The sequence below is a fragment of the Corynebacterium sp. c25Ua_47 genome, from assembly GCF_039907205.1.
In the GTDB taxonomy this organism is placed as follows: Bacteria; Actinomycetota; Actinomycetes; order Mycobacteriales; family Mycobacteriaceae; genus Corynebacterium; species Corynebacterium hiratae.
In genome coordinates, this window is sequence record NZ_JASBOH010000002.1 from 218,103 (window position 1) to 229,949 (window position 11,847).

Sequence of the window (11,847 nt, forward strand, 5' to 3'; positions counted from 1 at the left end):
TAGGGGCGGTCACCCCGCATAAGGAGTGGATCTGGTTTCGGTAAGAAGGAAAGAAGGAACTAGAGTTATTCCTTATGTGTGAAAACAGACCCTCCACCGCCCCCGACTTCCTCCTGTCCCGCGCGACGGGGTCTGTGCGTACCCAAGGTTCGGCTGCGACCTTCAGCGATGTCGATGCCGCCGTAGCCGAGCTGCGTGCCGGCACGGTCCCGATGATCGTCGGCGCGCTTCCCTTCCACAAGGGAGATCCAGCCGCCTTGACAGTCCCGCGCAGCATCATCCGCGAGGACGGCCCGCTCGAGCCACATGCCTACTACCGCAGCGGCACGCTCAACGCGCGGGTTACCGGTTTCGATCCGGAACCGGAGGAACACCTTCGCCGCATTGAAGCAGCCATCGCCACGATCGAGGCGTCGAAGTTGGACAAGGTAGTCCTCGCCCGCGCCGTTGACATTGAGTTCCACGCCCCTGTCGATCCGCTCCTCGTCGCCGCGCGGCTGATCGACCTATCCTCCCATCGCGATGGTTTCATCGCCGACCTCACCCCGGCGGGGCGACCCGGAGCGATGCTCGTGGGCTCTTCCCCGGAGGTGCTCATCAAGAAGCAGGGTTCAACAGTCACGGCCTTCCCTTTGGCCGGATCCGCACCCCGGCAGGCGGATAAAGCACGCGACATCATGGCAGGTCAGGACCTGCACAATTCCGAGAAGGATTTGCGCGAGCATGCCTTCGTGGTCGACCACATCCGCCGCATCCTGCAGCCGCTGTGCGCGACTCTCGACGCCCCCGCCTCGCCCCAGCTGACCTCCACCAATGAAATGTGGCATCTGGGTACCCCGATTGCGGGCACCCTCAAGGACTCCAGCATTACGGCACTGGAGCTGGCAGAGTTGGTTTACCCCACCCCAGCTATTTGCGGCACCCCCACCGAGGCTGCGCAGGCGCTCATCGAGACCGCTGAGACCGACCGCGGCTTCTATGCCGGCGCGGTGGGCTGGTGCGATGATTCCGGCGACGGCGAATACATGGTGGCCATCCGCTGCGCGGAGGTCGCGGGCGATGGCTTGTCCGCCCGCGCGTGGGCGGGCGGTGGAATCGTTGTGGATTCCGACCCGACGGCCGAGCTTCAGGAAACCACAGCGAAGCTGCGCACCATTCTCCGCGCGCTCAACCTCTAGAGCAGCGACTAAGCGCGCTCGATCGGGTTCTTCAAGCTACCTACGCCGGGGATCTCAATTTCGATGGTATCGCCCGGCACCATCGGCGCCGTGCCAGCCGGGGATCCGGTGGTGATGACATCGCCCGGCAGCAGGGTGTAGGACTGCGAGATCTCAGCGATAATATCGCCCATCTTCACGATCATCTGGTCGGTATTGGAGTCCTGCTTCTGCTCGCGCTTGCCATCGTGCGTGAGGTAGGCGTTGATCTTCTGGTCATCGAGATTGATGCAGTCCAGGTCCGTCTCAATCCACGGGCCCAGCGGGCAGAAGGTGTCGATGCCCTTCGCGCGTGCCCACTGGCCATCCTGGAACTGCAGGTCGCGGGAGGACACATCGTTACAAATGGTGTAGCCGACAACGTGATCGCGCCACTTCTCCGGATCAATATTCTTCGACACCTTGGAGATCACGACGGCGAGCTCGCCTTCAAATTCCACGTTGGTGGCGAACTCCGGAATCTTGATGGGTGCGCCTGGGCCAATGACCGCGGTGGAGGGCTTGATGAAGATGGTCGGCGGCAGGTGCTCGGCAGACTCCTTGAAGACCTCCGCGACGTGATCGGCGTAGTTGCGGCCGAGCGCTACGACCTTGGTCGGCAGGGTCGGCGCCAGCAAGCGCACCTCACTCAGCGGCCACTCGCGTCCAGTGGGCTCCGGCGGCGTAAACGGGGTGCCGGAAATCTCCTTGGCCACCAGCTGATCCAGCGGGGCGTCGGCGGGGCCATCGATGATGGCGAAACAGATACCTTCGGTGTGAGCAATTCGTCCTAAACGCATAACGGCCATACTACTCGCAAGGATTTTTAACTCACGATCAGGGGCCTGTAGTAAAGGTTGCAAAGAAAGCGTCGTCTATCTCAGCGTTGGACGACGTCTCCCAGGGTCACCGCTCGCGTGCTCCCCCGCTGCGCCAGGTATAGCTCTGCGCAGGCCAAGGCGTCGCTCAGCGCATTGTGGCTGCCATAGCGCGGCAGACCATAGCGCTCTCGGACGCGGGGAAGGCGTAGGTCCTCGCCGCGCGGGTAGGTGCCCATGCGCTCCATGTGGCGCCGCTCCAACGCAAAGGTATCCACCACGCTCAGCCGCGGGCGCTCTCCGAACACCGCGCGGGATGCAGCCTCAATGAATCCCACTTCAAGTGCTGCGAAGTGTGCGAGCAACGCGCGTCCCTGCACCGCCTGGCGCAACTGCTCCATAGCGCTCTCCAGCTCCTCTCCGGCGTCGATGACGTTTTGGGTCAGCAGGTGGACATGTGCGTCGTCGGCCACCTGCGCGCCGCGCACCACGATATATCCAGCCCCGGATAAGTCGATGGTTCTGCCATTAACCGGAACCCAGCCGATAGAGACGATCTTCCCCGTGCGGGGGTTAAGGCTGGTCGTCTCCATGTCCACGGCCAGCAAGCCCACGTCATCAAGGGGTGTAGTGCGCGGGGGCGCGCCCCAGTCCGCCCGGCGGCTCCAGCGATTCCACATCTAGATATTCCTCACTGGGTACTTGGTCGCGAGGGCATTCTGCATCGACTTGATCGCCCGGAAGGCATCGCGCAGGTGCTCGCGTTCCATGCGCCCCAGGCTCTTGGGGTCGATGTTGTAATTGGGCTGCTGCCCCTCGCGCAGCTGGTGGGCTTGGTGTTGGAAGGAAAGGGAGCGCAGGTAATCAAAGGCGTCGAGAAGCTCCTGCGCCCCCTGGTGGCTCACCGCGTTACCGGCGGCTTCTCTGAGACGCTGGCGGGTATCCACCACCGTCGAGCCGGAAGCCAAGGCGAAGAGCCGGGCCATCTGTACGATTCCGGCGGTCCCGCCCTTCTTAATGTCGAGGGTGTTGGCGTAGTCGCCATCGCGTTCCACCACCAGCCCTCTGAAGAAGGTCAGCGGCGGCTCGCGGCGCGCTGCCAAGCTGGCCAGGTGCGCGTGCAAGCGAGTTGCGCCCTTACCCATTTCTACGGCAGCAGTGTGAACTTCCCGGCCCAGCTCCTCGCTGCCATAGAGGACACGGAAATCGAAGAAGATCTGTGCGTTGAGCAGAGCCTCCGGTTGGGGCTCCCGGATCCACCTACGGAAGGTATCGATCCAGTGGGTCCGGGTCATCCGCCATTCTTCGTTCATCGCCATCATGTTGCCGGGGCAGAGAACTTGGCCGGCGTCGGCAAGCCCTTGGCAGACGAAGGAGCTCATCCGCGCGAAGTAGTCGCCGTGTACCGCGGCATCGTAGTCATCAGCGAGAACCAGAGCATTGTCCTGATCCGAGGCTAGCGCCATTTCCCGGCGGCCCTGCGAACCGACGGCCACGAAGGCATACTCGACCGGCGGGGGTCCGAGTTCCTCCTCGGCTAGCGTGCACAGTCGGCGGGCCACTGCATCGGCGGCGAGCGTGACCAGGCTGGAGGCTTCCGCCGGGGTGGAGCCACGCTCCACGTAACGCCCGGCCAGGCGCGTGGCTTCCTGAAAAGCGCCACGAAGCTCAGCGGCACTGCTGCGCCGTGAGAGATCCGCGGTGAGGTAGAGCGGATCGTTATGGAGCAGGCGCGTAACGTCCGACTGCGTGACAATGCCCTGCAATGCACCCTCGGTGACCACCGGCAGGTGGTGGATGCCTCGTTCGGCCATGTGCAGCAGCGCCTCCATGGCGGGGGCATCGGCAGATACCGTCAGCGGGTTGGGCGTCATGATCTCCCCCACCGCCTGGCCAGGATCGCGGTGAACGGCGAGCACGCGGGAGCGCAGATCGCGGTCCGTCACGATGCCCTTAAGGCGGGTGCCATTCTGGTTTCCGGGCTCCACGACGAGGAGCGAGGACACACTCCGGTCAGTCATCATGCCAGCGGCTTCCGCGATCGTGGTGGTGGGCGGAGCGGTGAGCACGTCGGTGCGGATAAGGTCCTGCAGCGGCGTACGGAGAACATCCGTCGGTGCGGAATCGGACAGCTCGCGGGCTGCTGCTCGGATCTGGCGCGACTTGGCCGAAAAGAACCGTGCGATGTCTGGGTTGCGTTGGGCGCACTCGCTAAAAGCGTGCTGCGGCAGGGTGAAGACCAGACTGTCTTCGACGGCGACCATCTCATAGACGGAAACCGGCTCACCCTGCAGCGTGGAATAGCCGAAGGTCAGCCCGGGTTCGCGCCGATCGAGGAGGACGCCATCCTCTCCCAGAACATCTATTGCCCCGGTGCGGATGATGTGGAGAAAAGCATTCTCCTCCCCGAGCCGGACGGGGACATCCCCGCGGCGCAGGTAGATCATGCTCAGCTGTGCAGACAACGCGGTGAGCTCTTCCTCCGGCAGGCGGGAGAAAGGCTCGTGCTGGGCGAGGAAGCTAGTGACCTCGTCTATTTCGACGCTCATGCGCCAACCATACAGTGCTAGGCGCTCAGCGCGGAGGCGATTCGGTCACCAATTTCGGTAGTCTTCGGCTGCGCATCCCCGCGGGAGGAGACGTCGGCAGCAACGGCCTCCTCGATGCGCACAGCGTTGTCCTCGTCGCCGAGGTGGCGCAGTAGCATCGCGGCCGAGAGGATCGCCGCGGTCGGGTCCGCAATCCCTTTGCCCGCAATGTCCGGGGCAGAACCGTGGACAGGCTCGAACATGGAGGGATTCGCACCGGAGGCGTCAATGTTTCCGGAGGCGGCTAAGCCGATGCCACCGGTAACAGCACCGGCCAGGTCAGTCAGGATGTCACCAAAGAGGTTGTCGGTCACGATGACGTCGTAGCGCGCGGGATCGGTGACCATGTAGATGGTTGCGGCATCGATGTGGTTGTAATCCACGGTGACCTCCGGAAACTCCTGTGCCACCTCGTTCACGGTGCGCTGCCACAGCCCGCCGGCATTGACCAAAACGTTGGTCTTGTGCACCAGCGTGACGTGCTTGCGGCGGGACATCGCACGCTGGAAGGCATCGCGCACCACGCGCTCAACGCCGTAGCGGGTGTTTTGGGAAACCTCCGAGGCCACCTCGTGCTCGGTGCCCTCGCGCAGAGTTCCTCCGTTACCGCAGTACAGGCCTTCGGTGCCCTCGCGCACGACGACGAAGTCGATATCGCCCGGGTTCGCCAACGGCGAGGTAGACGTCGGGTACAACTTGGAGGGGCGCAGGTTAACGTGGTGGTCGAGCGCAAAACGCATCTTCAGCAGCAGGCCGCGCTCCAAGACGCCGGGCGGAACCTCACCCGGGGCGCCAATCGCACCGAGCAGGATGGCGTCGTGCTCGCGCAGGGAGGCCAGGTCGGCGTCGGTAAGCAGCTCTCCGTTGCGCAGGTAGCGTCGAGCACCCAGGTCATAGTCGGTCACCTCGATGTCCTCGCGCACCGCGCGCAGAACCTTGAGCGCTTCCGCGGTTACCTCGGGGCCAATGCCGTCGCCGCCAATCACTGCAAGTTTCATTTTGTGGGATTCCTTTCTCACATATTGGATACTTGAGAGAGTACCACCCTCGTGCCCTCCATGAAGCCGAAACCCCCTGAAGAACCATGACTGGCTCTGCAGGGGGCGGTGGACGCCACTCAGGTACGGTGTGGATTAGGCATCCAAATCGAGCTGGTGGCAGGTAGCCCCCAGCGCCGAGTTGATCTCCTCGACGAGCTCCTCTGGTACCTCGCGCTCGACGCGCAGAATGAGCACAGCGTCGGAGGCGTCCTTACCCTGGGTCAAGGCGGCGGCGACAATGTTGATGCCGGCAGAGCCCAGCTTGGTACCTACGGTACCCAGCGCGCCCGGGGCATCCTTGTAGGAGAAGAAGAGGTTGCGGCCGGTAGCGCGCATATCGACGCCGCGGCCGTTGATGCGGATAATCTTCTCCACCCCGTCAATTCCGGTCAGGGCACCGGTCAGCTGCGATACCTTGCCGTTGGGGCCAATCACCCTGACGCGCACCGAAGAGCGGTGGCCCTTCGACTCCACGTTGGTCTTCACGTCCACGGTCACGCCGCGGCTTTCGGCGATCTTCATTGCGTTAACGAAGGTGACAGCCTCCGAGACCACGCCGGAAAACAGTCCGCGAACAGCAGACAGACCAAGAGCCGAGACATCCTCGTTGGCCAGCTCACCGCAGGCCTCGACCTCCACGGCAACCGGTGCAGCATCCAGCAGGTTGCCGGCTACCAGGCCCAGCTTGCGGGTCAGGTCCAACCAGCCGGCGACTTCCTCGCCGACCCGGCCGCCTTCAACGTTGACGGCATCCGCGACGAACTCGCCGGCCAGCGCCTTCAGCACGGAGGCGGCGACATCGGTACCGGCGCGGTCCTGCGCTTCGACCGTGGATGCGCCCAAGTGCGGGGAGACGGTAACTTGCGGAAGCTCAAACAGCGGGGAATCGGTGCAGGGCTCGGAAGCATAGACATCGAAGCCCGCACCGCGGTGGTGGCCAGACTTGATGGAGGCAGCTAGCGCTGCTTCATCGACGAGGCCGCCGCGGGCGGCGTTAATAATGATCTGCCCCTTCTTGGCCTGCGCCAAAAGCTCGGCATCGAACATGCCGGCGGTCTCCGGGGTCTTGGGCAGGTGGATCGTCACAAAGTCAGAGCGGGACATGAGCTCCTCAAGGCTCACCAGCTCCACACCCAGCGCTGCCGCACGGGCCGGGTTGGCATAAGGATCGTGCGCGATGATGGTGGTCTCAAAGGCCGCCAGGCGCTGGGCAAAGAGCTGGCCGATGTGGCCGAAGCCCACGATGCCGATGGTCTTGCCATAGATCTCGACGCCTTTGAAGGACGAGCGCTTCCACTCGCCTTGGCGAAGAGACTGATCCGCCGCCGGCACCTGGCGCGCGGTGGCCAGGAGCAGGGCGATGGCCTGCTCGCAGGCGGAGTGGATGTTGGAGGTCGGCGCGTTGACGACCATGACCCCGCGCTCAGTGGCGGCTGGGATGTCAACGTTGTCCAAGCCAACGCCGGCACGGCCGACGATCTTCAGGTTCTCTGCGGCGGCCAAAACCTCCGCGTCCACAGTCGTGGCGGAGCGGACGAGGAGAGCATCGGCCTCAGGCACTGCGGCGAGAAGTTCCTCGCGGTTTGGGCCATCAACCCAGCGAACCTCAACGGTGTCACCGAGGGCATCAACAGTGGATTCGGCAAGCTTATCGGCGATAAGTACGACCGGCTTCGACATAACTTCCTTTACTAGTCAGAATTGGAGATGCCGAGAAGTGTAGTTTATTCTTTCCAGCCCTGAGTGATTTTATGCGTGAATTCTGTCACTGAACCGAATTCCGGTCCGAGGGCCACGATAGGCCCTTCCGACAGCCCTGCCGTTATCGCCGCGCCGGCCTTCGTCGCCGACGGATCTGGATCGGTCATGACGAAGACCGTGCCACCGTAGGCAGTGGCGTTGACCACGTTGGCGAGGGGACTTTCCGCGGTCGCCACAATCACCGGCGCCATTTGTGCGTCGCGGCGCGCCTGGGCCGGAATGGCCGGCATCTTTTCCTTCGTTATGTGCTGCGGCAGGGGCTCCCAGGCGGCCTTGAGCTCCGTCTTCGTAGAGGAATCCAAGCGTGCAATGTTGTCAACCATGCGCTCACGGCTCATGACCACCTTCGACGTGAAACGAAAAGCGGTGTACTCCCCCAGCGCCTTGGTGTTTCCTGGGTCGTGGATAACTTCAAGTTGCCCGTTCTGGCTGGCCCACGGAACGTTACCGATAACGAGGAGCTGGTCTACGTCGAGATCGGCGAGCAGCTGTGAAATCTTCGGGCGAATCGACGCATCATACGTCACCATGGGCACGCGCTGGGACACGCTCAACGTCGCCGCGCGCAGGGCCGCGGCATCCGTCTCTTCGGCGAGGATCAGCGTATTGCTCTCCTTGAAGAACAAGCGCGCAGAGTCAATGCCCCAGCGGTCCCCCACCACGGTGACCTCGTTGGCGAATTGGGGGTCGATAAGCCGCAAGCGGTTCTCCTCGCTCGCGCGGGCCAGGTCGATGTCCGCTTCGGGGAGGGCGGTGATGTCCTGCGTGAGGATCGGCTCGCCCCGCCCCAGCGAGGAACAGCCTGCAGCGCCCAGGCCCGTCACGACTAGCAGCAGCGCTACAGGCACGACCTGTAGCGCACGTGGAGAAGGAACCTTAACGCGCAAAGGCCTGCGGGCCCTCCTCGCCGCCGGAAAGGTTCGCCTCATCCACGTCGCGCACCACCTGCTTGTTGAGTGCATATTCGACGATGCCGACAAAGCGCTCGCGGCGGTCGGCGAAGAACTGGTGCGCGGTCTTCGCAGTCAGCAACTCCGGATCTAAGTCGTGGGAGGCCAACACACTATCGAATTCGGCATCCTCCATGATCGACTTTGACTGCACGCGCGGCAGGTAGCGCTCGGGCGAATGCCCGTCCAGGACCACCTCGGTGCGCTTGCCCATCGGCGTGCGGTTGAGCACGGAGTTCGCCAGCACGCCGCTGATACCGTGGCGCTCGCACCAGCGAAGCGGGAAGACCGGGAAGAATCCCGGCTGCAGCTCCTCGAAGCTATGGCGGTTGAAGGCGCGCCCCGTCCGCCAATCCTTGGCGCCGCGTGCCATGAGCAGAGCGTAGAGGCCGTGCCATACGCCGTCGTTCTCCCCCACGGACAGCAAGCGGGACTCGCGGAAGGAAGCATCGCGCACCGTCTTCGGAACGTCCTCGGTATCGCCGGCAACCCAGCTGGTCACCTCGTCGACATCACGGGCAGCGCGCAGCTTGACGGCCGAGGAGCCGTAAAGCTCACCGAAGACACCGCTCCAGAACCACTGGTTGAGGCGGTCCCAGGATTCCTGGCTGGAAAGCACGCCCTTCTTCTCAGCCAGACGTGCCAGGATGACCGCCAGAGGGATAATCTGCTCGGAATAGGGAACCTGCTCCAGGGACAGGATGCAGCGCTCAGCCAAGAACTCGGCGACCTCGCGGAAGGTAATCACGAGGGTCTCCGCGGCCTTGCGGTATTCGGCGAGTGAGAGCTGCAGGATGTCTTCGCGCTGGCCGCCAGCGTTGCCCTTCTCCCCCGACACCAACAAAGACACGGCCGAGAGGAACTCGTTGCGGCCAATGCCGTCGAGCGCCGGGAAGGAACGCAGCTGCTTCTCGACGGCCGCCCAATCCTCCGCCAAGTGGAAGTCCGGGTCTTCGGAGGCAAAGACAGCCGTGAGCAGATCGAAGACATCCATCTGCAGACCAGCGGAATTTACCTGCGCAAAGATCGAGCCGATACCGGCGCTTGCCGTCTCCCGGGAGAGGCGGATCATCGGCACGGTGTACCCGGACAGCGGGCGCAGGATGCGGTTGTTGAAGGCGGCAACCACATCACGGGTGGCACCATCGTTGGCGGCTGCGAGCTCGAAGAGCATGCTGGTGCCTTCCTCGCTCAGCAGGGCTGAGACCGGGATGCAGCACTCTTCGATTGCGGCTTCGCGGTTGTTCAAGGAGCCCTCGATATCCGGCGCGAAGTGGGATCGCAGCTCGCCATGCTGGTTGACGGCGAAGACGGCCTCGTCCGGCATGATGTCCTCCGAGGTCGCTATGCGCAGGTCCACGTAGTACTTGCGGGAGACCTTCTTGGAACGAAAATCAGTGGTATCGACGAAGCCCTCGCCGCGGAAGCAGTGATACAAGGTGGTAAGGCGCTGCTGCCCATCGAGCAAGAGCAAGCCCGGGTTCACCCCGGTATCCGGGGCACCAGCCAATGGGCGGGGGCGAAAGCGCATAGTTTCGTTGCGGGTATCCAAGGCCATTAATGCGCCGAGCGGGTAGCCGCGCAAGACGGTGACGATCAGCGATCTAATGCGGTCCTCATCCCAGGAATAAGAGCGCTGGAAGTCAGGCAGCTGAATATCACCGCGATCGATGCGAGCGAAAAGGTCATTAAGGTCATAGCTTGGCGTAGAGAAACCCATGACCTCGAGCCTACCGCCAAATGTGGGAACGTGCCCGTTTGTGCGCGAACATCACATTGCGGGCACCAAGCCCCGGGTAATGAAAAATCCCGCCAGCCGGTGGCCAGCGGGATTACTCAGATCCAGTGCGATTTATGCCGTTGCATCCAGTGGGTTTTTGACCCAGCTCATGAGATCGCGCAGCTTCTCACCAGTCTTCTCGATCTCGTGATCGTTGTAGCTGGCGCGCAGCTCCTCGAGCTCTTTGTTGCCGCCCTCAACGTTGGCGATCAGGCGCTTGGTGAAGGTTCCGTCCTGAATGTCGGACAGGATGTCCTTCATGCGCTGCTTGGTGCCAGCGTCGATGACGCGAGGACCAGAGATGTAGCCACCGAACTCTGCGGTATCGGAGACCGAGTAGTTCATGTTCTTGATGCCACCCTCGAACATGAGGTCAACGATGAGCTTCAGCTCGTGCAGGCACTCGAAGTAGGCCATCTCCGGCTCGTAACCGGCTTCCACCAGCACCTCGAAACCGACCTTCACGAGCTCCTCGGTACCACCGCACAGAACGGCCTGCTCACCGAAGAGGTCGGTGACGGTCTCGGCTTCGAAGGTGGTCGGGATAACGCCGGCGCGGGCGCCGCCGATGGCCGCGGCATAAGACAGGGTCAGCTCGCGGCCCTCGCCCTTCGGATCCTGCTGGGTCGCGATCAGGCAGGGCACGCCCTTGCCGTCGACGAACTGGCGGCGGACCAGGTGGCCCGGGCCCTTCGGCGCAACCATACCGATGGTGATGTTCTCCGCCGGCTTGATCAGTTCGAAGTGAATGTTGAGGCCGTGGCCGAAGAACAGAGCATTGCCGTCCTCCAGGTTTGGCTCAATGTCCTCGGCGAAGATGGTCGCCTGGGACGTATCCGGGGCTAGCAGCATGATGACGTCAGCCCACTTGGACGCCTCAGCGTTGCTCAGGACCTTAAAGCCAGCCTCTTCCGCCTTCTCGCGGGACTTGGAACCCTCGCGCAGGCCGATCGCCACCTCAACGCCAGAGTCACGCAGGTTCATTGCGTGGGCGTGGCCCTGGGAGCCATAGCCAATGATGGCGACCTTGCGGCCCTGGATGATGGACAGGTCGGCATCGGAATCGTACAGAGTCTCAATAGCCATGTTGTTGTTCCTTCTCTCTGTGGTTCGTTGTCACTACTCAGTGAATAGTGACGTGGTCTACTGAATTTGTATCACATTTTGGGACAAGATGCCCACAATGTGAGATTATTTATTTGCTCGGTGCCATCGCCTTCGGGCCACGCCCCAGCGCGACGTTTCCGGACTGCACCAGCTCACGGATACCGAAGGGCTCGAGGACGTCGAGAAGCGCCTGCAGCTTGCCCGGCGTACCGGTGGCCTCCACCACCACGGACTCCGGCGATACGTCCACGATGCGGGCGCGGAAGATGTTCACCGCGTCGACCACCTGGGGGCGGTTCGAGTTATCCGCGGCCACCTTGACCAGCATGATGGCGCGGGCAATGGTGTTTTCTTCCTCCAGCTCCACCACCTTGAGCACCGGAACAATCTTGTTGAGCTGCTTCGTCACCTGCTCGATGACAACCTCGGAGGCGTCCACAACGATGGTCAGGCGGTTGATCCCCTCGGTTTCGGTCCGCGCGGAGACCAGCGAGATGAGGTTGTAGCCGCGGCGGGTAAACATACCGGTCACGCGGGAGATGATGCCCTCAATGTCCTGGACCCGCACGGACAGGATGTGTCGGGTGATGTCGTCTTTAGCCATTGT

10 protein-coding genes are annotated in these 11,847 nt (G+C 62.9%); 1 reads left to right on the forward strand and 9 read right to left on the reverse strand.

Translation table 11 applies throughout. The features are described 5' to 3' along the window. Window positions 1-74 precede the first annotated feature (74 nt). Complete coding sequence (locus tag QKE52_RS03270) at window positions 75-1,178, forward strand: isochorismate synthase (protein ID WP_347948120.1); 1,104 nt, start codon at window positions 75-77, stop codon at window positions 1,176-1,178. A gap of 8 nt (window positions 1,179-1,186) precedes the next feature. Here QKE52_RS03270 and QKE52_RS03275 read toward each other — a convergent pair whose 3' ends face one another. The 9 genes from QKE52_RS03275 to ilvN form a co-directional block, all read right to left on the reverse strand. Then, the gene (locus QKE52_RS03275) at window positions 1,187-1,996 is read right to left on the reverse strand and encodes a fumarylacetoacetate hydrolase family protein (RefSeq protein ID WP_185963798.1); all 810 of its coding nucleotides are present in this window, start codon (window positions 1,994-1,996) and stop codon (window positions 1,187-1,189) included. Between the two features lie 80 nt (window positions 1,997-2,076). Beyond that, window positions 2,077-2,694: an exonuclease domain-containing protein gene (locus QKE52_RS03280; RefSeq protein ID WP_049156500.1), complete on the reverse strand. Its 618-nt coding sequence runs from the start codon at window positions 2,692-2,694 to the stop codon at window positions 2,077-2,079. Further along, window positions 2,695-4,563: a DUF294 nucleotidyltransferase-like domain-containing protein gene (locus QKE52_RS03285; protein ID WP_347948121.1), complete on the reverse strand. Its 1,869-nt coding sequence runs from the start codon at window positions 4,561-4,563 to the stop codon at window positions 2,695-2,697. Between the two features lie 17 nt (window positions 4,564-4,580). Next, window positions 4,581-5,600 carry a 3-isopropylmalate dehydrogenase gene (locus QKE52_RS03290; protein ID WP_070517515.1) on the reverse strand — a complete coding sequence of 340 codons (1,020 nt, stop codon included), beginning with the start codon at window positions 5,598-5,600 and terminating at the stop codon, window positions 4,581-4,583. A gap of 135 nt (window positions 5,601-5,735) precedes the next feature. Next, the gene (gene serA / locus QKE52_RS03295; protein WP_049156496.1) at window positions 5,736-7,322 is read right to left on the reverse strand and encodes a phosphoglycerate dehydrogenase; all 1,587 of its coding nucleotides are present in this window, start codon (window positions 7,320-7,322) and stop codon (window positions 5,736-5,738) included. 44 nt (window positions 7,323-7,366) lie between these two features. After that, complete coding sequence (locus QKE52_RS03300) at window positions 7,367-8,251, reverse strand: hypothetical protein (protein ID WP_347948122.1); 885 nt, start codon at window positions 8,249-8,251, stop codon at window positions 7,367-7,369. 28 nt (window positions 8,252-8,279) lie between these two features. Beyond that, window positions 8,280-10,073, reverse strand: coding sequence for a DUF262 domain-containing protein (locus tag QKE52_RS03305; RefSeq protein ID WP_347948123.1), 1,794 nt, complete (start codon window positions 10,071-10,073; stop codon window positions 8,280-8,282). A gap of 132 nt (window positions 10,074-10,205) precedes the next feature. Continuing rightward, the gene (gene ilvC, locus QKE52_RS03310; protein WP_347948124.1) at window positions 10,206-11,219 is read right to left on the reverse strand and encodes a ketol-acid reductoisomerase; all 1,014 of its coding nucleotides are present in this window, start codon (window positions 11,217-11,219) and stop codon (window positions 10,206-10,208) included. Window positions 11,220-11,328: 109 nt separating this feature from the next. After that, complete coding sequence (gene ilvN / locus QKE52_RS03315) at window positions 11,329-11,844, reverse strand: acetolactate synthase small subunit (RefSeq protein WP_010186907.1); 516 nt, start codon at window positions 11,842-11,844, stop codon at window positions 11,329-11,331. Between the last annotated feature and the right edge of the window lie 3 nt (window positions 11,845-11,847).

Excerpts from the sequence above, each read along its gene's own strand:
- QKE52_RS03270 (WP_347948120.1), top strand. The coding sequence starts at position 75 with ATGTGTGAAAACAGACCCTCCACCGCCCCCGACTTCCTCCTGTCCCGC.
- QKE52_RS03275 (WP_185963798.1), bottom strand. The coding sequence starts at position 1,996 with ATGCGTTTAGGACGAATTGCTCACACCGAAGGTATCTGTTTCGCCATC.
- QKE52_RS03280 (WP_049156500.1), bottom strand. The coding sequence starts at position 2,694 with ATGTGGAATCGCTGGAGCCGCCGGGCGGACTGGGGCGCGCCCCCGCGC.
- QKE52_RS03285 (WP_347948121.1), bottom strand. The coding sequence starts at position 4,563 with ATGAGCGTCGAAATAGACGAGGTCACTAGCTTCCTCGCCCAGCACGAG.
- QKE52_RS03290 (WP_070517515.1), bottom strand. The coding sequence starts at position 5,600 with ATGAAACTTGCAGTGATTGGCGGCGACGGCATTGGCCCCGAGGTAACC.
- serA (WP_049156496.1), bottom strand. The coding sequence starts at position 7,322 with ATGTCGAAGCCGGTCGTACTTATCGCCGATAAGCTTGCCGAATCCACT.
- QKE52_RS03305 (WP_347948123.1), bottom strand. The coding sequence starts at position 10,073 with ATGGGTTTCTCTACGCCAAGCTATGACCTTAATGACCTTTTCGCTCGC.
- ilvC (WP_347948124.1), bottom strand. The coding sequence starts at position 11,219 with ATGGCTATTGAGACTCTGTACGATTCCGATGCCGACCTGTCCATCATC.
- ilvN (WP_010186907.1), bottom strand. The coding sequence starts at position 11,844 with ATGGCTAAAGACGACATCACCCGACACATCCTGTCCGTGCGGGTCCAG.